A 21,283-nucleotide genomic window follows, 5' to 3' on the forward strand; every position below is an offset into this window, starting at 1 on the left:
CTCAAAACGTGTCAAGGTCAGGAATGTCGTCCCACGCCGCTGCCTCGGGCGGCGATTGGACCGGATTGTTTGTTGATGTCGTTGATGACCTTGTCTCTGCCGGCGATTCGGCAGCACTGGATGTTTCCTCGATGAGGCTAAATCGATGTAGAGGAGCGAAGGGGGCGATGCTCGCGAACTGCAAACTGTTGTAAAGCGACTTGTTTTCCGCCTGGCGTTCGAAGGCAACGGCCATCGCGCCCTCTGGCGTGAAGGTGCGCATGAACTCCTTCAGCCGCTGCGCTTCCTGTTCATCGTTGACGGATGTGCGGAAGCGTCGGTCGTATTCTTGCGTCAGCGCTTTCCGCTCGTTTTCGGTTAGCTGCCCGAGACCACTCAAACTTGGGCAGACGGCCTGAACCCATTGGTCTTTGACGCGTACATAGACGGACGATGCATCCCACGGGTCATACCTGACGGGAAGTCGTTGGCCGGAAACCTGATATGACCGGAATGCGGGGTGGTGGTAGAGCCGCTCGTTCACCTTTACGCCGCGCTGTGGATGAATTTGTCGCAGGCCTTCCCGGTCAACCGGCGGGCATGTCGCAATCAGGAAGTCGCGGTTGAATTGGATATGCAGATGCTCGCGCGAGCCGCTTTCGCGCAAGCCGCGCAGAAATGCTTCGCGGGGGGACTCGCCCAGAACGGGATGCGGCTCCTGGTCGTAGAATTCCGTGGCCCAGTATTCGACTCCGTAATAGAGCGGCTCGAGCGTCCACTCGGCGAGGTTCTTGGGCAGATGCGAACCGGAGACCATCCGGACGTGCTTTGTGGCCTTCGTATTGCCCGCGAGACCGTGTATGTAATTGACGTTCAGACGGCCGAACATGCGCTCGAGTACCGCACCGTGACGCGGGTTGCCGGATGGGCGAAAACGCAGGTGGCAACCCATTGCCTTGAGAAAGGATTTAAATGCATCAGACCGGAAGTCGCTGCCGTTATCGACGACGACAATTTCGGGTAGCCGATGAAAGCGGCGCACCATGTCGCGAACCGCCATCATGACTGAGTGGTACGACGGCGGGTCATACGTCAGGAACATGCCGACAATGCGGCGCGGATATGCGTCCACGGCGAGGGACAACCAGGGCCTGCCGAGATTCTTGCCCGTGCGACTGGAGATGAGTTCGATGTCCAGTTCTGTATGGTCGATGTGCACGTACTGAAAGGGGCGGCTGCCATGTATCGGCGTGTGGTAGTGGAGGACGTCGACGAACGCGTCCTTCTGGTATGCGATGCGTTTCCCTTCACGGGTCCGTACGTCGCGGTTGGTTACCTGTGATTTGATGTGCTTAATCAAAGTCGGGTATGACGGCGCGAGCACGTTTTCCTGCGCGCACATCACCACCAGGTGCCGATGACAGGTCTTGTAGTTAATGGCCTTGCTGTTCCGCCAGTGCTCGTCAATGACGCGGTCCATCAGGTCAATCTGTTCGTCACTCAGACGGGCAGTGTGATTTCCACGTGCGCTGATGTGCGGCACAAGGGCGAGAATCTCATGGTCTCCATTGGCCCGCGCGATGGCTTGACGGTTGCTCCAGCGACGCAATGTGCGTGAGGAAACCGCTGCCGACTCCGACTGGAGCAGCGTCTGGCGCCGAAGTGCTTCCGCGTACTCTTCTTCGGTATATCGGCTCAGACCGAGGTCGGCAGGCGGTGCCGCCTCGAGGACCCGGATGCGATTTTCGTCATGAGCCGCAAGGAGCCAGTCACGCTGAAGCTCCATGGTCGTATGGTCCTGTCTGTTGCAGACCAAGCTTTTTTCGCCGACCAGCGTGATGGTCAGTTCCTGACCTTCGAATTCGAACCGGGTGCCGACGGCGACATGAAGCGCGAAGCGTTCGTAGCCGGGCGGCGTTGCGCGATGCGACTCCGCATAAAGGAACTCGCGAAGCGTTTTGTCCCGATAGATTCGGAAGCGTCGGGGGTTGCGTAGGGACTCGCGGTCAAGGTCCGTTACAACGAGCTGGTCGGCGATGGCCTTGTTCAACTGGTCGGCGCTCAGTGCGTACGGCGGCTCGAGCAAGGCGTAGAAATGCAGGGCGCCATGTTCCTTCAGTGCGGCATCGAGACGAGCGAGAACATCAGCAGGGCACGGTTCAGCCGCCGGGAGGTAGTAGTCGGCGAGGTGCTGCAGGTTTTCGATGCGGCGCCGGGGAATGGCGGCATCGCTGCGAATCCGATAACGGATGCCGCGTTCGGCGAGTTGCTCCTCGATTTGCCGCGAGTACCAGTTCCCATCCTCGTCGCGTTGATAACGATAGGGGTATTTCTCTGCCAGCCGGGTCAGCTTCGCCTCGGACTTCCATTCCTCAAGCGCGATGCCATCCTGGCCAATCAAGAGGAAGTCTGGGGTGTGATGAATCGCCCGGATTTCGCCGGTGGCGTCGTCGACCAGGGTGAGCGGCAACTTGCACGGCTGCGGATAAAACTCCAGTACATGTTCGTCGTATTCGAACCCGATAGCGGCGGCGAACTCGATGCCGTAGCTCTCCGTCGCGATTTCGCGCGCCATCTTTCGGCTCGCCACGTAGGTGATGACGTTGCCTCCGTTGGAGGCTACGTCCCGAACCGGTGCATGGATTCGAGCTTCCTGGACCAACTTGCGGCCCGCTGGCGGCGTTCCCAGATGGTCGAACAGGTCGGTCAGTTGTCCTTTGCTAAGCATTACGTCCTCAAAGAAATTGCCTACAAAGGACGTGTAGCGCTGCGGGTATCCGACCGGTCGAATACGACCGATAGTTCTGTGCGAGAATTCGTGCTTCGTCAAAAATCACATGCCAATTCAGGGCAAATATGCAGCGATGAACGACATGCCGCTCCAAAGAACAGCGTCGAAAGCGGAGCCCTATGGCTCGTGGGAAGAGACCGCAAGGGAACTGATAGTCGAGAAGATGTACCGGAAGCGCGTGAGCTACAAGCAGCTTGCTAGACGCCTGGAGAAGTTCGGAATTGACGAGTCGGCGGACCAGATAAACCGGAAGGTCAACCGAAAGAAGTTCTCGGCCGCGTTCCTGCTCGCTTGCCTGGCGGCGATGGGTATCAAGTCCGTTCGGATTGTGTAGTGACCGAGCGCTCGCGACACGAGCGTCGTTGCAAAAACCGCACGGGTTCAGCCATCGGAGTTGCTCCGCCTGTCGCATGGCCCTCTCACTTCGTACCCTCTCATAAATAGGGAACGATGCTATGGGCCAAAGGGCCATAGCGTACGGGCTGTGATGCTCAGGTCGGCGTTGCGCCGAACTTTCAAATTAGTAAATTTGACGGTCAGGTTCAAGATTCGTTGACCGGGGGGGATTGGCGAGGCGCCCCGTGTCCCACCAGAACCGCGACCGCATCTTGTCCCCAGAAACTGTCGACAAACCCGTGGATAAGTGCTTGAGGATGCCGCTAAGCCATTGATGCTGCTATGTTTTGTGACGATGACCTGCCGGTGAGCGCCGGCGGACGATTTACGCATTCATCCGTCGATGGCGACGAAGTTCAGGAAAGCCTTCACGATTCGGACATCGTCCTCGATGACAGCAACGTGGCGCGGTGCATGGGAACGAGGCCGGAGCGGCGTCTGCGCCAACGACGGGGCCTCCTACGTCGAAGACGCCCTTTACTTGCAGTGCTTCAATTGCATTGACGGCTGTCGAGCATGCTCATGCACACGAAAGACGCTATACGGTTGTGCCACACGTCGGCCGAGCACGAGCCGCCCGACGACAGGGCCACCCCGTCCGACTGACGGGCTTCGGTGAGTGGCCGCTTGCGTGGACGGGGGCTAAAACCACCACTAGCGCGCAGGGGATAGCCGAGACTAGGGGGATAGCGTCTGAGATATCGGCAATGGGATGGCGAAGCTAGCGTCCCAAAGGGTGCGTAGAGGCTGGCGGGCGAGGCGGCTCCATACCGGTGACAACTTGGGCGGAGAGGCTGAGTAGAAGGTTTTCCCGGGCGTAGATGCCGTAGGGAGGGCTGGGCTCAGCCTCACCACCCGGAGACACAAACCCGAGGTAATGCTCGGGGCTGAGCCATAGAAGGAGGCGATGGCCATATTTTGCGAATCGATGTCGATATACCGCGGAATGTGGCGAATTCGGTGACGGTGTATTGGGGCCCAGGTCTATAGGGCCGGTTGTGTGGCAAGTTCTAATAGTTTTACTTAAAGCTCGCTGCAAAAGTTTTCCTTAATGCCTTCGGACCGCCCGTAAACCCAGGCGGGACGGGGCTTAAGGGAAACTAATAGAACTAAAGCGCAGTACCCCGGAAATGCCTCAAACGCGGGGAAACCTCCACGTCCGTTGGCTCACGTGGCTCCGCCCCCGGTTTCCTCGCTCCTCCCGCCTTTTTCCGCCACTCTCCACCCGCATCCCCGCCCCAGCCAGCTTCGCGCCCGCTCATCGGTACGCTCCCGCCGCACCACTTCCCCGCCTGGCAGCCGCGCGCGCTCAACTCAGCGCCGCCACCGCCTTCTGATGGTAGTCACGCTCCGTGTCAATCTTGTCGGCGTTTGTGTAGTCGGACAGGTTAGCGCGCTCGCTCTCGCCTAGAAAACATGCCGTGTGCTCGCTGGCCTCTTGGCGCGGATGCGGGAGGCCATGGGACACACGTTCCTTGTTCAAAAATCTTTCGTTGGTTAGTCTCTCGACGTGGCCGCGCCCACCGGTATGAAGACTGCATCTGGCATGGCTTTGGCCATCTTGCCGAAGTGGTCTCGCATCTGCTGGCGCTGCATCGGGTCTCTCTCGGGATGTCTCCCTCCCCGGAAATTCCCGCATTTGTTGAAGACGGGAATTGAAACAGGTGCGCCGCCTAGAGCAAGTCACTCGCCTCGCCGAACAGGTCTTCGCTTGAGCGCAGGCCCAGCCATTGGTGCAGCCCGATGTGGTCGAGGAGCGATATGAGGCGTAGACGCGCCGTCTCAGCGAACGCAGCTGCGAGCTTGGCGCGCCGAAGCACCTCGGGCACCGGAAGGCTCACAACCAGCGCTTGTTGCGCCTCGGTCAATGCGATGTCGGTCTGCGCCTTCCAAGAAGTAATGTCTACGAGCACGACCTTCGCCGAAGGTTTACCCACTCGAACGTCGCGTAATACACCACTAGGTCGCCGTTTCGATGCATGCGTAGAGACGGAGATTGAGGGTCGCTTGGTAGCCCCGGATTGCCGATTCATACTTCTCGAAGAGCTCAAAACTCACGTGCATAGCTTTCTGGCGCTTCGTCGTCTTGCCGAAAACGTTTGTAGAAACATTTTTCAAAAGGAGACTGATTTTCCGGTATACATCTTCGTCTGCGCACGTATAACATCAAAATCTCTGCGCACATTTCAAGCAAAGCATCGACACGAGTAACTGCTTCGGCCGCGATAAATTCCGAGGGGGCTTGACCAGTGACAATCATCCAAGAAATCTACCAGTGGTCGAAGACTCTTTCGGCCTGGCAGCAAGACGCTATCGCCCGACTATACGTAAATCGCGAGCTGTCTCCGGAGGACATCGAGGATATTTATGCGCTTGCCAAGGCTGAAGTAGGTATCCCTGACGAGAATGGTCGAGTGGCCAAGAAGTTGGAGAGCGCTGAGGTCGCCCCTCGGACTAATCCCACTCGACTTGTTCAGATTGTTGCCCTCAAGGAATTGCAGCACGTCAACGCATTGGTTCAAGGCGGTCGACTCCCGATTTCCCCGACCGGGCTGACCGTTATCTACGGCGAAAATGGAGCCGGGAAATCTGGCTACTCCAGAATCTTCAAGCATGCGTGCCGCGCGCGGGACCGCAGAGAGCCTATCCTGCCCAACGCGCGCCTAGACCCGAAGGATGTCGGCACTGCACAGGCGGTATTTGAGACCATCGTCGATGGCACGACGGTCGACTTCGTGTGGAAGCATCGTGCAGAACCGCCTCTACCGTTGGCCGACATCTCAATCTTCGACACCCACTGCGCGCGTGCTTATATCGACAACCAGGGTGATTTTGCCTACGTGCCATACGGCCTCGATATTCTCGAAGGGCTGGTGAGTCTCTGTACGAAACTGAAGACCCGCGCGACGAAAGAGAAGACAGACTCGTCACCGAGCGATGCGGCGTACTCTGCGCTAATCAACCAGGCCACTGCAGTCGGCCGCGCACTCAGCGGCATTTCCAAGAAGACGACCAGTGAAGAGATAGAGAAGCTAGCCGAGCTGTCGGACGACGAAGTCGAACGCCGAGAAGTCTTGACGAAGACGCTTTCCGAAGCGGACCCGAAGACGAAAGCCCGAGAGATTCGCAACAAGGCGCTCCGCGTAAAGGGGCTGAAGACGCAGATTGAGGCAAAGCTCGAAACTGTCTCCGTCGAAAAGCTCCAAAATCTTCAGGAGCTTATCGGCAAATCGAATGCCGCGAAGAAAGTCGCTGACACCGCTGCGGAAGCGTTCCGAAGTGAGTCGGGTCAGCTGCCTGGCACCGGTGGCGAAGAGTGGAAGACACTGTTCGAAGCGGCTCGTGACTTCGCAGCCATCTCCCACGCTGGCCGCCAGATTTCTGCTCTTCCGGAAGATGCGAAGTGTCCTCTCTGCCAGAACGAGCTGGGCGCAGAAGGTGCAAGCAGGCTTGGTCGCTTCGACGCGTTTATCAAGGACAGGGTTGAGCAAGCTGCGAAGGACGCGCGGAACCTGGCGAAAGACGCGTACAACGCGATAAAGAATGCGAAGCTCGAATTCCCCATTGATGCGGCGTTGAAAGAAGAGCTGAGCACGCTGGACGCACCACTGTTGCCGCTCTGCGAGCAATCGGAAGCCAATTTGAAGACCCGGCAATCCGAAGCGTTGCTTGCTTCCGGGGGTACCCTGCCGTGGGAAAGCGTGTCCGCAGCGCAGAACGACGCAGCTGTCCGACTCGGAGAGGTTGCCGACGCGCTGGAAACTCAGGCAAAGACCCTCGAAGCATCGGCCGACGAGGCCGCTCGCGCAAAGCTGGTCGTCGAGCGAGCGGAACTCGACGCAAGGTACAAGCTTCGCGAGGTGAAGGATGCCGTGCTCGAGGCAATTTCGAAATACGAGTATTGCGCGAAGTTGCAAAAGTGCATCGATGGCACGGACACGCGTGGGATTTCCCGAAAGTCCACCGACCTGTCCCGGACCCTTGCAAGTAAGGAATTGGCTGATGCGCTGAACGATGAGCTCAAAAGGTTGAAGTGTCATGAGCTGCAGGTCGTCATGAAGCCTGAATCGCCCGGCGGCCGAACGCAATTCAAGCTCACGCTCCAATTGCCGGGAAACGCCACGCCCGCTTCAATTCTCAGTGAAGGCGAGCAGCGCGCTATCGCCATCGCGTCGTTCCTCGCAGAAACCAAGCTCGGCGGCGGCCTCGGTGGCATCGTTTTCGACGACCCGGTCTCGTCACTCGACCATCGCCGCCGTTGGGAAGTCGCAGAGCGCTTGGTCGAAGAATCACTCAGGCGGCAGGTCATCGTGTTCACGCACGACATCTATTTCCTGTGCATTCTTGAGCAGAAGGCCGATGAGCTCAAAGCCACGCTCCAGGCAAACTACATTCGCCGTACCGGCGATGGGTTCGGCGCGCATTCCGAGGGACTTCCCTTCGACGTGCTTGGGACAAAAAATCGCGTTGGCAAGCTCCGGCAGATGCTTGTGGAGATTCGCAAGGCATATGCCGTTGGAGACGAAGACGGGCATCGCGCCCTCACGGCGCGTGCGTACGGTGATTTGCGCCTTGCCTGGGAGCGATGCGTGGAAGAGGTCCTTTTCAATGGAGCGATTCAACGCTTCGGCGAGGGTGTCTCGACACAGAAGTTGAAAGAAGTCACCGTCTCGGACGACGACTACCGTGCGATAGAAGCAGGGATGACCAAAAGCTCGAAGTTCGAGCACGATGCCGCCGTCCGGGTCGGCAGGCTACCTATTCCGCAACCTGATGAACTTGGTGAGGACATCGAGAAGCTCGAATCGTGGAGGCTGTTGGTTGTTGGAAGACGCAACGATATCCGTGCGGCGAGAGGTTAAATCGAATCGATAGGCGTTGTCACGTGCGGATATATGACTGCTGCGGCGCTTCAACCTCGGAACTCAACGGACGAAGCCAACCGGGACAGCAATTGATAGTGTGCGTCCTGACGACGGATAGCCCGTTCGGCTGTTGATTCTTTTATATAACAAACCATTAAAATAACACGTACATATCGGGAACCGGGGCCGTCGCCCTACGGTAATTGGCGGAGAGAGTAGTGCTGAATAGAACGACTGAAGGTCGCGGCAGCGAACCGGGGCAACGCACATGACGAAGGCTAATGACGGCTTTGGCGCGTTGCTGGACCCGATTCAGGGCGTCGACAACGTCCTGAAGGAAGTGACGGCGACGCCGCCGCTTGAACAGCCACGGCTTCTTTTCCTTCGGATGCAGGAGCACATTCCGCAAGTCGATGCGCTTGCGGAGCTACTGGTTGACCAGCTCGTCAACTACGTCATACCCCTTCGCAAACGGAGAGACGCCTTCGCCCAGAGTGGCAACTCGGCGACGGGCGGGGATATGTCAGCGATGTCACGGCTTCGCCGCGAGGCCAAACGGCTCCTGGTTAAGTACAACGAGAAGCACCCCGGACGCTACGGCGAAGTTGGCGAACTCATTGCGTACGTTGTCGCGGTGAGATACCTCGGCGCGGCGCAACTCGGTGCGAAGATGGCACTCAAGACGTCTTCCGAAATGCCGGTGCATGGGGTTGACGGATTGCATGGCAGTCAAGCGGACGACGGGTCAGTTTTCTTCTACCTCTTAGAGTCAAAGCTCATCCCGAGCGCAACCGATGCGTCGCGGGAAATGGTCGATTCAATTGCGGAGCACCAGGCAGACCACGGACGGATGCTGAACGAACTTCGCCTTGTTAGCGACTTGTCTAACCTGGACTGTTTAGAGGGAGAAGCGAGAGAGGCGGCCAAGTCGTTCTTCAACTCCTACACCGGTGATGGCAGCCATCTCCGGCGTCGCGACGTCCACGTCGGCAGTCTCGTATTCAGCGAAAGCGCCTTCCAGGACAAACTGTCTCGCGACCTGAAAAAGCCGCCAGAGATTCATGAGCAACATCTGGAGAAGTTGTATGCAGCCAAGCACGAGACTTTCAGCAAGAACTTGAAAAATCAGGCCGACGCGAAAGGCGTCGACCTTGGCGGATGCATCGTCTTTTTGGTTGCTATACCTGATGTAAATGAATTCAAGCGAATCTTTGCCGAGTTGAACACATGAGCACATTCGCCACCGAAGTTGCGATTGACATCCGGCGGGAGCCGGGCTTCTGGAGCGACCTTGCCGAACTTCGAGCGGTCGGCATCCGGTCGACGGTCCTGCAGGCAAATCAACAGGTCCGCGTAGACGGGCCCGTTCTTGCCGAAAAGGCCCTGACGCGTCTGCTCAATACTGCGAGCGTGTTCGCATCAGCATCGGACGAAGAGAGTAAGGAGCTGGCTCAGCAGATTGCAGTGTTCGCCAGCTTGGCCTCGAGCGAGGACATGGTTCATGAAGCAAGCATCCGCATTCTTTCTGACCTCGGCAATTTCCCCGGTCTCCGTAAGCTGGAAAGCGAGCATCCTGTCGACCTGGGCTTCGAAACGCACATGCGGCGCGGATTGCTCCGAGAGCTCAATACGGTCGACATGGCTGGCGTGCGTGTCCCGCTGACGGAGTATCAGCTCGACCTCTGGCGAAGCTTGGACTCGTCCGCGGCAACCGCTGTCTCCGCACCGACCTCGGCCGGAAAGTCGTTTGTCGTGCTCGAGCATATGTGTGAGCGCGCGATGGCCGCCGAGCGGTTTGCCGCAATCTATATTGCGCCAACACGGGCGTTACTGACCGAGATACACGGCAAGCTGGAAAAGCGCCTGTCGAGCATTTCCAAGTCCATCCGTATCACGACCATCCCGGTACCCGACCCAGAGAGCCGGCCAAAACAGATTTACGTGCTTACGCAGGAACGAGCGCAGTTTCTTCTGTCGACGGTGGCCGTTGCTGGTCTCATTGACCTTGTCATTTCCGACGAGGCGCAGTCTCTCGGTGATGACAGTCGTGGCATGATTTTGCAGGACACGCTTGAGAAGTTGCGCGAGTCAAATCCTGCTGCTCGCTTCCTGTTTTTGGCGCCCGGTGCCTCCGGCCTGCAGCTCATTGGCGACAGCATCGGACTGCCCGACATCAACGTGAAGGAAACCACCCTGTCGCCTGTGGTGCAGAACCGTATCAGCGTCGGGTTTTCGGACCTGGACGAGCACTTGGTGCATCTCGACTTGGTCACGCCGAAAAAGCTTGAGCCAATTGGTACGTACCAGTTCCAGCGCGGGTTTGCGTTAGGCGACGACACAAAGCTCGCGGCGGTCGCGCTTGAGCTGGGCGCCTCGGGCCGGTCCTTGGTCTATGCCACCGGAGCGAAGAATGCGGAAGATTTGACGGCATTGCTCGCGCTCAACCGCCACCCCGGAACCTCGAAGGGGTTATCGGATTTGGCGAAATTCATCGAACAACATATACACAAGCAATACTCCCTTGCGAATTTTGTTCGGCAAGGCGTCGCTTTCCACTATGGAAACATGCCGAGCCTCTTGCGCGAGGGGATTGAGGCTGCGTTCAAGCGTGGCGAATTGGACTATCTCTGTTGCACCACGACCCTGTTTCAAGGGGTGAATCTCCCCGCGCGGAACGTCTTCATTGATACACCGACTCGCGGTAAGGGCGCGGCGCTCGATGAAGCTGCGCTCTGGAACTTCGCTGGGCGCGCGGGCCGTCTTGGTGAGGAAGTAGTCGGCAACGTGTTCCTCGTGAACTACGAGCACTGGGAGTCGAAGCCACTGACCGAGCGCAAGCCGTTCGCAATGAAGGCGGCTTTCAAGCGGACCGTAGAGGCGGATTTTGATGCAGTGGTTGAATTACTGCAGGCTGCCGTGGACAAAGCTCCCATCCTTGAGCGCGACCGCGCGGCTGGGGACCGGATTACCGCTGCGGCAGGTCTAATCCTGTTTCGTTCATCCCAGAAGACATTGGATGGGTTGCTGGGACGCCGCAGCCTCTCGCTGACAACTGAGCAAAAAGACAGCCTTACGGAGCTGGCCGACCAGGCGCTTACGAGCCTTGAGCTTCCGGCTTCAGTTTTGACAACTAGCTGGATGCTCGACCCAGTAGCCCTCGCAGGCCTTCTGCAGCGGATTCGGGAACTTGTGTGTCAGCGCGACTTCGCGAAAGTGATGCCTTCGAATCCTTCGGGCGACGCGTACACGGTGTACAACTCAATTATCCGACGGCTTTATAAGTATTTGGGAGGCGTGAACCTCAAAGGCGACGAAGCTAAAGGAAACCGCGGGTTCGTCGCGCACGTGACTGTTACGGCGTTGAAGTGGATGCGAGGCGAGCCGTTGACGCAGTTGGTCGCCGAAGCTGTGAAATACAAGAAGAAGGTTGCGCAGCAAACGAACAAGCGGCCGCTAACTCAGGCAGCTATCGATGGCGCAATTCGGGACATGTTCACGCTTATTGAGCAAACGATTCGATTCAAACTTGTCCAGTGGGCGAAGGCCTACGTCGACCTTCTGAAGTACGCTCTTGCCCAAGAGGGGCTTGATGAGATGGTCAGTCAGGTCTACGACTTTTCGTTGGCTCTTGAACTGGGCGTGTCGACTCGCACCGGTCGTTCGCTAGTCGAGTTCGGCTTGTCACGCATCACAGCCGCGGCAATGGCATCGCTGATAACGGATTCGTCGCTAAGCGCGGACCAAGTTCGAGGCTGGTTCTCGCAGCAACCAGCGTCCCTGATACAGCAACTGTCACCGTTGGTGGTAGCTGAATTGCGTGAACGTTCTCTCGTTTCGGTCGAATACTCAGCATGAGTTTCAGGGGCTGCCGAGCTTCTCGCCGCTTCGAAGCCTGGTTACGATACTGAGCAGTGCGCGTTGTACAGGCACTCATTGGCCCGCTTTACAAGAGGGACTAGAGCAGCACTAACCGGCGTCATTAGACCAAGAGCGAAGGACCCCGAAAGTGAATCGATTACTGGCCATCGGTTTTGAGTGCGCGGGGCATTGGGTCTTGCGTGACGACCGGCTGTACGTCGACCTGAAAAAGCTGGAAATAGTCAGGAACGTACTCTATGCCTTTGTGGTGGATGGCGAGGTCAAGTACATCGGAAAATCGGTTCGGACACTGCGCGAGCGCATGGGCAACTACCTGTCTCCGGGGACCAGTCAGAAGCGGACGAATTTTAAGAACAATCGCAATATTCGTGACTTGCTCACACAGGGCGCGGCCGTCGATATTTACGTGTTGCCTGATAACGGGATGATGCACTACGGTCCGTATCACTTGAATCTGGCCGCAGGCCTCGAAGACAGCCTGGTCGCAGCGTTAGCGCCTGAATGGAACGGTAAGGACAGGCGAATACTCGACGAAGCGGCCGCAGCAAGTACCGAGGCGAACGAGGACGCACTCAATGATGACGCGAGACCGGAGGCCGTACCTCCACTGCAAGATAACGCCGTATCTGTAACCTCGAAAGCGGCAACAATTGCGCAAGCAGAGTTCGAATTCAAATTAGGGACGACCTACCAGACCAAGGGATTCTTCAACAGCGGAGTCGAGTCGTCTGCCCATCTCGGGGAAGACAGCGAGAAAGTGGAAATCTACTTCGGTGACGAAGTGGAGCCTATCCTCGGACTTATCAACCGTACCTGCAACGCCAATAAGTCGCCGCGCATTTTCGGTGGGCCTGAACTGCGCCAACGGTTTCAGACACTGCCCGAGCTTTCGACCATCAAGCTAGAAGTTTTTTCACCCACTGCAATTCGTCTTCAATTGTCGGCGCTTCCTGCACCAAATGAGTTGAATCCGATTATCGAAAGAGCCTAAACGGAGAAAATCTTGAGATTCATCCATGCGGCAGACATACACCTCGACAGTCCCCTCATCGGACTGAGCTCTTATCAGGACGCCCCTGCAGACCTGCTGCGAGGGGCAACGCGCGCTGCGTTTACCAATCTGGTCGGTGAGGCCATTGAGCTACAAGTCGACTTTATGATTATTGCAGGGGACTTATACGACGGGCCGTGGAAGGACCACAACACAGGCATCTACTTTTCCAAGGAAATGGGACGCCTGAAAAAAGCGAATATTCCGGTGTATCTCCTCTACGGAAATCACGACGCCGAAAGCGAGATGACCAAGCAACTGCAGCTACCGGACAACGTCTACGGATTTGGGACCAGGAAGTGCTCAACCTTCCGCATCGAGCATCTCAAGGTGGCATTGCACGGCCGAAGCTTCAAAGACGCGGCGACGTATGAGAACCTCGTCACGACCTATCCGGCGCCCGAACCCGGCATGTTCAACATTGGTGTACTGCATACGGCACTTGAAGGAAAAACGGCGCACGCCCCCTATGCTCCCTGCAGTTTGGACGAGTTGCATGCCACGGGCTACGACTATTGGGCCCTGGGTCACGTGCACGAGCATCGAGTCTGGGAGGGAGCTTCGACCATCGTATTTCCTGGCAATCTCCAGGGCCGACACATTCGGGAAACGGGGGCCAAGGGTGCTGTTCTGGTGAGTGTGGATAGCGCAGGTCGGCGAACGCTTGAGCGCGTGTATGTTGACGTTTTGCGATGGCACGACTTGGAGGTGGACGTATCCGCATGCGAATCGCTGGTCTCGGCTGTCCGAACTGTCGAAAGCGTGCTGACCCAATTTCTGAATGGCGCCGGTGGCAGCCTAACCTATGCCATGAGGGTGACGTTGATTGGCGAATCGGCGGCGCACGGAGACCTGTTTGGGGAGGAGGCACAACTCCGCCAGGAAGTGCTAGGGGTCGCTGCAGCGCTTGCACCTGAACGGTTGTGGATTGAAAAAGTGCGGGTTCGGACGGCCATGAAAGATGACGGGGAGACCATTAAGGCGCGACATGATGCACTGTCTGACCTCAGTGAATTGCTGGCAACCGCCGAGGACGACGAAGATTTCTTGAAAGCGCTTCAGGAGGAACTGCTTGGCCTGGTGACCAAGGCACCGCCTGAGCTGCAACAGGCGATTGCTTACTTTCCCGAAATCAAATCTGGGAATCTGAGCGCACTCGTCAACGAGGCGCGTGCCGGTCTGCTGGCCCATCTTGAGAAGACGGAATAACTGCGATGCGCTTCCAACGACTCGACCTGCTCAAGTTCGGCAAGTTCTCTGAATGGTCTCTTGAGTTCCCCGGCTCGGCAACTGATTTTCATCTTATCGTCGGTCCGAACGAGGCCGGCAAATCGACCCTGAGAGCGGCGATTCTCGACCTACTCTTTGGCATTCCCGTGCGCTCCTCGCATGGTTTTCTGCATCCATTGAACGAACTCAAGTTGGGAGCGTCCGTCAGTAATGGCGAGACGTCACTGGACTTCGTCCGAATCAAGGCCCAACGCCAGACGCTCAGAACCCCAGCAGGCGGCGTGCTGCCAGACTCCGCCCTTGAACCATTTTTGGGCGGAATTGACCGAGACTTCTTTGACCGCATGTTCGGGCTTGACCACTTGCGACTGGTTGAAGGCGGCAATGACATCCTGAACGCAGAGAGTGATATTGGCCGAATCCTGTTCCAATCCGCTGCTGGGGTGGCGAGCTTGGGAACAGTGCGAGACCAGTTGGCCGCAGAAGCCGACAAGCTTTGGGCGCCTCGAAAGTCGGGTGAGCGCGCCTACTATGCCGCCGCTGACCAACTTGAACTGGCGAATAGCGCTCTCAAGAAAGCCTCGGTCCGTACGAAGGTCTGGGCCGACGCCAACAATGCAGTCGAGACGTTACGAGAATCTCTGGAGGCAGCGCGAGCCAGTTGGCGCGAACTTGATATGCGTCGAGCGCGGCTCGAGCGCGTGCGTCGACTGACGCCACTTGTTGACGCACTCGGTCAAAACGATGCTGCCCTGGAATTCCTGAAAGAAGCAATCGACCTACCGGAAGATGCAGCTCAGGCACTGAGCCAGGCGGAACGCGATATCGCTCGCGCGGAAGCGGTGCTCAAGATTCGCCAGAGCGAGGTGACGGCCACCAGGGAGTCGCTGTCGGCGATTTCCGTGGATGAATCCCTGCTCAGCGCCGAACAGCGCATTGCCGCACTGGAGGCACGACGCGTCCGGTACGAGCCATACGCCAGGGACATCGAACGACGAAAAAGCGAAATTCAGGCGCTTCAGGGGGAAGTTCGCCGAGCATGCCTCCAATTGAAATGGGCATATGAAGCCGAAGAAGACTTGCTGCTCAAGCTACCGTCATTGTTGATTCGTCGTAAGCTCGGCGACCTTGCGAGAAAAGCCAGCGGGATTGAACAAGCCCTCAAGGCAGCGGACTCCTCTGAGCGGGCAAAGAAGGCCGATATTCAGTCGCTTGAAGCCCAGTTCGGCGGGTTGTCTGAGGTAAAGGTAACCGCCGGGCTACGGGCGGCTTTGCGCAAGGCCCAATCCCTGGGCGACCCCGCACAGGCTCAAGAAAAGCAACGTGTTCTGGTCGAAAAAGCTGAAACCCAGCTTGAAGCGGCCCTGCGAGCGCTAGGCGTTTGGCGCAAGGACTTCGAGGGCCTGTCAAAGCTCCAGCTCCCCTCTGGCGAAGCTCTCGCACACCGGCTGCGCGAGCGGCAGAATCTCGACGCGCAGGTCAAATCGCTGTCCAAGGACCTGTCGGAACAGATTTCTGCTGTCGGAGAGGCCGAGCTTCGGGTCAATCAATTCGCCGAACTGAGACATCCGACCACCTACGCGATGGTGGCACAAGCGCGGGTTCTACGCGATGAGAAATGGGCGCCCGTCAAACAACGAACAGACGATTTTGAGACGAACGCCGAGCAGTTCGAATCGGCAATGCGGGAGGCGGATACGCTGGCGGACACGCATTTGAGTAACGTTGAAGATGTGACGGAACTTCAATCGCGCAAAGACGAGCTCGAAAGACAGCAACATGCCCAAACTCGCCTTGAGCAGCAACTGGATGCGGCCAAAAGGCAGCTGGGCACATTCTCCGCAGAATGGAGTGAGCTAACCACGGCAGCGGGGCTCGACGGCTTGCCGCTCGAAGATGCTTCAGACTGGGTTCGCAAGAAAGACGTCGCAATCGAGCGTGGCCACACTCTTCTTGAAGTCCAAAAAGACGCTCAGTCCGGATTGAATGCTCTGGGGGACGCGACTCAGGAGCTGCGCACCCTGCTCGAGGAGAACGGGGTTGCTCAAGTGAGCGATGGGGACTTGAGCGCGTTGTGCATTCAAGCTGAACATCTCATTTCTGAAGCGGATGGCGTCAAGGGGCGTCGAGACGCGCTGAATGGCCAGTTGGTCACGGCTCGCCAAGCCTACGTTGCGCTCCAAGATGACTTGACCGAGGCCAGAAAGGAAGCTACCTCGTGGGCTGCCGATTGGGCCTCAACGTTGTCGAATGCGGGACTGGACGCTGCCTACGACACCGGAACTGTCGAAGGTGCACTGGAATTGATTGGCGCAATCGAGGAAAAGGCACGCAAGGTTTGCCAGATTCAAGCGGAGCGCATCGATACGATGAAGGCTGACCTCTCCTTGTTTGCCGAGGATGTCGAAGCGTTGTGCGATGCCATTACCGCGCCCCTGGACGGCCAGGAGCCTGCGGAGGCGGTGCAACAACTTGTCATTAAGGCGCAACTGGCCAGTCAAGCTCGAAAAGAAGGAGAGCGACTAACTGCTGCGCTAAGAGCTGCGGAGCAACAGGTCGCAGAGTTGGAGACCGCCAAGCGAGAAGCAGAAGCCGTTATTGAGCCTTTGAAGGCGCGGGCCGGCGTATCCACACGCGAGGCCTTGGCCGAATGCATCGCCCAATCCGATGAAAAGCGTCGATTGCTGGAGGACGCCGCCCGACTAAGGCGCGAACTGACGGCTGGCGCAGATGGTCAATCGAGACAAGACATCGAGGCTGAGATTGCAGCGGCCAACTTGCCGGAGATTGCCACGGATATTGCCGCGTTGTCCGGCGACCTCATGACTGTCGTCGAGCGCCAGGGAACGCTATCCGCTGAACTGGCGACCGCAGAGTCCACATTAACTGCCATTGGCGGCTCAGATGCGGCGGCGCAGGCAGAGGGCCAGCGGCAAGAGGCCTTGTCGAAGATGGCCGATGCAGCCGAGCGCTACGTGAAAGTCTTCACTGCCGCCCGCTTGCTGCGCTGGTCCATCGACCGCTATCGTCAGGATAAGCAGGGGCCGATGCTAGTCAAGGCCAGCGCCATATTCGCGGAACTGACTCAAGGTTCCTTCGAGCGCTTGGTCGTGGACTTCGACAAGCAACCCATGGTGCTGGAGGGGCGCCGGCCTGACGGTAAGCATGTCGGCATCTCGGGCATGAGCGACGGCACCCGCGACCAGCTTTTCCTCGCACTACGCCTGGCCGCTTTGGAGATTCGTTTGGAACAGGCATCCAAGCTGCCCTTCATTGCAGACGACCTGTTCATCAATTATGACGATGCGCGGTCGGCTGCGGGCCTGCGGGCGTTGGCCGCTCTTGCCAAACAGACCCAAGTGATTTTCCTGACCCACCACCCTCATATGGAAGCGCTCGCTCGAGACACCTTGGGCAATTCCATCAATGTCGTTCACCTGTAGTCAACGAGCTATCATCGGCCAAAAAATATGGGGACGTCACAATGTCATAAGTCACTTTCGACGACAAACCGGAGCAACTCGTCGCAACTGCAGAAAAGGACAACACATCATTGAGGGAAAAGCACACCACGTGGTCCTCGGCCGCTACGAAGATGCGGTCCGACGCAACGGCAACAGAACGCTGATGCACGGCCGAGCAGCCGCTGCGGCGCCAATCGCGAAGATGTAGCTTCCATTTAGCTCGACGCCATGAACCGATGTCGGCAGATTCTCGGCGAAGGATACGTACCGCGGATACTCGCGCACGTTGTCTTGGGGCCCAACGCTGTACGTCGGTTCGTCGAAGACTCGCACAAGGCCGTAAGGTGTCAGCAGTTCTATGGGCATAGTCGCGCCGGTGAGCGTCACTTGACGGTCGTCGAAGCAAACGGTCCCGGCCGCCAGATGCTCACGGTCAGACCTAAAGCCACATTCAATAGAATGAAGGCTCCCAGAGCCACCGGCCAGACCATCGGAGGTTGTTCCCAACGCGTGACGATTGCGATTGCCGGCGATGATTTCACCAAGCGGACTTGCAGTTCGAGCTTCAACAATGCGCCCCGATTGTAGCGGCCGTCCTTGTCTCGAATAAGTCGCTCGTACTGGCGCCCGCCATACGAGTATCCGACGAGAGGGCTTAGATTTCCGTTCGAACCTGGCTCCAGCCGCAGGACATGCCCCTCGACCACGGTCGAGTCATTTTTGAACGCTTTTGATGTCAGATATGAGTTCACCGCTCCATAGGTCCAGCCCGCCGCGATGATGCATGTGACGGCGGCCATGAAGCAACGCGCAATCATCGAATCTGGTCGTTCACTCCACACGGTCTACTCTCGTTCTCAGGTCGCCCTGGCGGTCACGGGTACGCGATTGCTTGCCACTCAAGTCCAACCCGCCGATATAAGTCCGGCGGCAAGCGATGGTCGCCACCTTCGACTCTTCGGATGACCTCGCGAAGCTCCGCGACACCGTCCGCCGATGATGCGTCACAGAACGCGAGAACATCCCGCGCCGGCGCGGCCACCATGAAAGTATCATGCACCAAGTGAGCATACCAATGGGTCCACATCGCATGAATCATCAGAAGGCTGGCTTCGAAATTTCCGCCTATCAGTGCGACGTAGATAGGGCCGTACTCACGCACAGTTAGCTTTTCTTCGGCGAGGCGCTCGAGGTTTGAGACCGCGATACCATGCAGTTCGTCGGTCGACACGCCTTCCTGCTCAAGATGCCTGTGCTGTACAAACCGGAATTGGTCGCCAGCGTCGACGACGTAGGTCACCAGCAAGTCTTCATTGATGCTTCGCAAAACGGGGGAATCGGCCTTGGCAAGTGCCAGTGCCGGTTCCTCGTCCCGCATCGTCGGCTTCAGGTAGGCAATGGCTTGGCGGCAAAATGATGATGTCGAACCCAAGTCATTCTCCGCTCATTCTTGAAGGCTCGCGATGCAGTCGCGGATGGCATTGGCGTACTGAGGCTGCCCAAGGTCGAGCCCCGTGCGAGCAAGAGCCACGAGAAGGTGTTCGATGCCCTCAATTACACCGACAACCCTGGCCGTCTCCACCATGCTGTCGTATGTTGGAAGCACGCGGGCCAACTCCGATTCGATATTGGCTAGCCGATTGGGTCATTTTTACATCGGCGCTAACACGTGACCTCATGGCGGACTTTGGACGGCGTCGTGATGGTCGTTGGCATACATAGTATCCGGCCAACGGTTGCGCGTGAACTCGTTCACATCGCTTTGTTACGCACACTCCCATTGAGCGGCTCTCCATTCCCGCAGAAGGCGAAATAGGCGAAGCCAACGAAGTAGAAAAACATCCAATGCCCAGAAAATCCACGAATCACCTGAGCCCGAAGTGAAGTGTACTCGGCGGAACTCAAAGCTCGAACGATTCTTCCGTGGTTCTCAAGTACGTACTGCCCAGCTTTGATGGCCGGCGCCCCGTCCATGCTTACGAAAGATGCATAGAAATTGATGAGCGCATATGCGAAAAACACAGCTGCAAGAACCTGGACCCAGCCGGGAAACGCCTGGCGCAGGTCGGCCAGCGCTGGCCTAGCTCCGAATCGCTTGCGCGCGAATATGACGGCAGGGGCGAACACGATGAACACGCCGACATGCAAGGCCCACACGTACGGGACAAGACTCATGACGTCGACGCCGAACAGCGAGGCGCCATGGACGACGAGCGAGAGCGCGAGCCCGATTGCAGCGATGGAAGCCATCAAGCCGTTCATTCAACATACCTTCCGCTGTGGGGCGCATTGCCACCGGCCCAGTGGGTCACAGACAGTCCGCCAGGTGAATGGCGCTCGACGGTCTGCTGCCGCTCTCCGTCGCAGTTTCCAGACCCCACAGTTGTCGTAGACCGTCGAATTCGGTCTATCCAGACCTTCAGACGCGGCGCATATACGCCGCTTAAGTAATCGACATCGAGAACAATGAAGTCACCCCTCGGGAATGGCGGCCATTGGTTTTGAACGGCAAACCTAAGCATGCTCGCAGCCGATTTGACCTCACACCGGTTCAACGCGCTGCCCTTCGCATAGTCGGCCGTCGACCCTCGCACGAAAAGCAGGACAAAATTACGATGCCCGCCTCTGCCCATGGAGACCTCGAGGTCCCTGGTGTCAACGACGTCCTCCCATCGCACGCTAACGAGGTCGAAGTACGCCAGGCAATCGTCGCCCAGATGCAGTGCAGGCCGACCCCATGGAAGGCCACTGCCGAATTGCACGATGCGATGCAGATTGCGTCCCGCCACCACGGCGCCCAACGCAGCACCGGAAGCGAACGGGGCAATTGCCGCCGTTGCAAGAACAGGACGTACGGTCCAGTGGACCACAAGCATATAGACCAGGGCCGCGGCAGCGACGAAGAGCGTAGCCGCAAAGAATGCGAGAAGAGCGAGTGCCGCCTTTTTCGCATAGAGCTCGCGAACTGGCTTCTCTGATGCCCAGATGCTTCGTGTCGCCTCGAGTTTCGCTCTCCGGCGCTTTCTAACCTCGAGCCCAACCCAGTTGATAGCAACGACTATCAGCAGGAATGCGACGAACTCCATGGGAATATGGCAGACAGGGTTTGATGGACCTAGGGTCGTTACACCGCCGGGTCAAAGAATGACGCAATCGCTGGATAGGCGTTCGCGTCCATGGTCGCGCAGCCGAGCTTGCGCAGCGCGTGATGGTGTCGGTCGCTTACCCAACAGTCGGCGCCCGCGTCACGCAGGATGAGGCGAAACGCTCGCGCATCGCTGCGGCTTGCGAACAGCTGGTCCACGTATCGGTCCGCATCCAATCGTTCGGCTTCCGCGGCGGCCGCTAGGCTGTCCATCACCCACACGAGCGCGGGATTGTGAGGCATTGCCAGCAAGTCCGCGACTCGAATCGGCGTCAGCGCTTTCTCTGTGTGATTCCAGTCGCCGAATTCCAGGCACGCGCTCGCGGTGCGCTTTCCCTCTTCGGTCTCAAACAGTAGCGGCGTAACGGTCGGAATATATGCGTTGATTGCTGCCATCGTGCCCTCGGCCCCTTGTTTTCATTGCGCCCGTCGGCGGCTAGAACGGGCTTTACGGATTAACGGCAGCTGAGGCCAAAGCTTTAG

Annotated in this window: 14 protein-coding genes; 7 read left to right on the top strand and 7 right to left on the bottom strand. The window is 57.9% G+C overall.

The window, feature by feature from the left end; all coding sequences use genetic code 11:
• Position 1: 1 nt before the first annotated feature.
• Positions 2–2,707: a DDE-type integrase/transposase/recombinase gene (locus D7S89_RS14665; RefSeq protein ID WP_121278430.1), complete on the bottom strand. Its 2,706-nt coding sequence runs from the start codon at positions 2,705–2,707 to the stop codon at positions 2–4.
• 109 nt (positions 2,708–2,816) lie between these two features.
• Between D7S89_RS14665 and D7S89_RS14670 the strand changes: the two genes are divergently transcribed.
• Complete coding sequence (locus D7S89_RS14670) at positions 2,817–3,104, top strand: DUF6471 domain-containing protein (protein ID WP_245982916.1); 288 nt, start codon at positions 2,817–2,819, stop codon at positions 3,102–3,104.
• 1,735 nt (positions 3,105–4,839) lie between these two features.
• Here D7S89_RS14670 and D7S89_RS14675 read toward each other — a convergent pair.
• Positions 4,840–5,103, bottom strand: a complete 264-nt coding sequence (locus D7S89_RS14675; RefSeq protein WP_121278431.1) for a hypothetical protein — start codon at positions 5,101–5,103, stop codon at positions 4,840–4,842.
• A 312-nt stretch (positions 5,104–5,415) separates the two neighbouring features.
• On the opposite strand from D7S89_RS14675, the gene D7S89_RS14680 reads away from it, so the two are divergent.
• The 6 genes from D7S89_RS14680 to D7S89_RS14705 all read left to right on the top strand — a co-directional run bounded on the left by D7S89_RS14680 (position 5,416) and on the right by D7S89_RS14705 (position 17,634).
• On the top strand, positions 5,416–8,028 hold the full coding sequence (locus tag D7S89_RS14680) for an AAA family ATPase (protein WP_121278432.1): 2,613 nt from the start codon (positions 5,416–5,418) through the stop codon (positions 8,026–8,028).
• A 271-nt stretch (positions 8,029–8,299) separates the two neighbouring features.
• Positions 8,300–9,262, top strand: coding sequence for a HamA C-terminal domain-containing protein (locus D7S89_RS14685; protein WP_121278433.1), 963 nt, complete (start codon positions 8,300–8,302; stop codon positions 9,260–9,262).
• Entirely contained in the window at positions 9,259–11,886 is a 2,628-nt protein-coding gene (locus D7S89_RS14690; protein ID WP_121278434.1) for a DEAD/DEAH box helicase, read from the top strand. The genes D7S89_RS14685 and D7S89_RS14690 overlap by 4 nt, the downstream gene beginning before the upstream one ends.
• Before the next feature lie 151 nt (positions 11,887–12,037).
• On the top strand, positions 12,038–12,901 hold the full coding sequence (locus tag D7S89_RS27460) for a GIY-YIG nuclease family protein (RefSeq protein WP_183085200.1): 864 nt from the start codon (positions 12,038–12,040) through the stop codon (positions 12,899–12,901).
• 12 nt (positions 12,902–12,913) lie between these two features.
• Positions 12,914–14,170: a metallophosphoesterase family protein gene (locus tag D7S89_RS14700; protein WP_121278435.1), complete on the top strand. Its 1,257-nt coding sequence runs from the start codon at positions 12,914–12,916 to the stop codon at positions 14,168–14,170.
• A gap of 5 nt (positions 14,171–14,175) precedes the next feature.
• Entirely contained in the window at positions 14,176–17,634 is a 3,459-nt protein-coding gene (locus D7S89_RS14705; protein ID WP_121278436.1) for a YhaN family protein, read from the top strand.
• Between the two features lie 404 nt (positions 17,635–18,038).
• Here D7S89_RS14705 and D7S89_RS14715 read toward each other — a convergent pair whose 3' ends face one another.
• The 5 genes from D7S89_RS14715 to D7S89_RS14735 all read right to left on the bottom strand — a co-directional run bounded on the left by D7S89_RS14715 (position 18,039) and on the right by D7S89_RS14735 (position 21,196).
• On the bottom strand, positions 18,039–18,455 hold the full coding sequence (locus D7S89_RS14715) for a hypothetical protein (RefSeq protein ID WP_121278438.1): 417 nt from the start codon (positions 18,453–18,455) through the stop codon (positions 18,039–18,041).
• A 74-nt stretch (positions 18,456–18,529) separates the two neighbouring features.
• On the bottom strand, positions 18,530–19,087 hold the full coding sequence (locus D7S89_RS14720) for a DUF1444 family protein (protein ID WP_147426657.1): 558 nt from the start codon (positions 19,085–19,087) through the stop codon (positions 18,530–18,532).
• Positions 19,088–19,407: 320 nt separating this feature from the next.
• On the bottom strand, positions 19,408–19,917 hold the full coding sequence (locus D7S89_RS14725) for a hypothetical protein (RefSeq protein ID WP_121278440.1): 510 nt from the start codon (positions 19,915–19,917) through the stop codon (positions 19,408–19,410).
• Positions 19,914–20,741 carry a hypothetical protein gene (locus D7S89_RS14730; protein ID WP_121278441.1) on the bottom strand — a complete coding sequence of 276 codons (828 nt, stop codon included), beginning with the start codon at positions 20,739–20,741 and terminating at the stop codon, positions 19,914–19,916. Before D7S89_RS14730 ends, D7S89_RS14725 begins: the two co-directional genes overlap by 4 nt.
• A gap of 38 nt (positions 20,742–20,779) precedes the next feature.
• The gene (locus D7S89_RS14735; protein WP_121278442.1) at positions 20,780–21,196 is read right to left on the bottom strand and encodes a hypothetical protein; all 417 of its coding nucleotides are present in this window, start codon (positions 21,194–21,196) and stop codon (positions 20,780–20,782) included.
• Positions 21,197–21,283 lie beyond the last annotated feature (87 nt).

The organism is Trinickia fusca (assembly GCF_003628145.1).
Classification (GTDB): Bacteria; Pseudomonadota; Gammaproteobacteria; order Burkholderiales; family Burkholderiaceae; genus Trinickia; species Trinickia fusca.

Excerpts from the sequence above, each read along its gene's own strand:
- D7S89_RS14665 (WP_121278430.1), bottom strand. The coding sequence starts at position 2,707 with ATGCTTAGCAAAGGACAACTGACCGACCTGTTCGACCATCTGGGAACG.
- D7S89_RS14730 (WP_121278441.1), bottom strand. The coding sequence starts at position 20,741 with ATGGAGTTCGTCGCATTCCTGCTGATAGTCGTTGCTATCAACTGGGTT.
- D7S89_RS14705 (WP_121278436.1), top strand. The coding sequence starts at position 14,176 with ATGCGCTTCCAACGACTCGACCTGCTCAAGTTCGGCAAGTTCTCTGAA.
- D7S89_RS14735 (WP_121278442.1), bottom strand. The coding sequence starts at position 21,196 with ATGGCAGCAATCAACGCATATATTCCGACCGTTACGCCGCTACTGTTT.
- D7S89_RS14690 (WP_121278434.1), top strand. The coding sequence starts at position 9,259 with ATGAGCACATTCGCCACCGAAGTTGCGATTGACATCCGGCGGGAGCCG.
- D7S89_RS14685 (WP_121278433.1), top strand. The coding sequence starts at position 8,300 with ATGACGAAGGCTAATGACGGCTTTGGCGCGTTGCTGGACCCGATTCAG.
- D7S89_RS14670 (WP_245982916.1), top strand. The coding sequence starts at position 2,817 with ATGCCAATTCAGGGCAAATATGCAGCGATGAACGACATGCCGCTCCAA.
- D7S89_RS14725 (WP_121278440.1), bottom strand. The coding sequence starts at position 19,917 with ATGAACGGCTTGATGGCTTCCATCGCTGCAATCGGGCTCGCGCTCTCG.
- D7S89_RS14715 (WP_121278438.1), bottom strand. The coding sequence starts at position 18,455 with ATGGCCGCCGTCACATGCATCATCGCGGCGGGCTGGACCTATGGAGCG.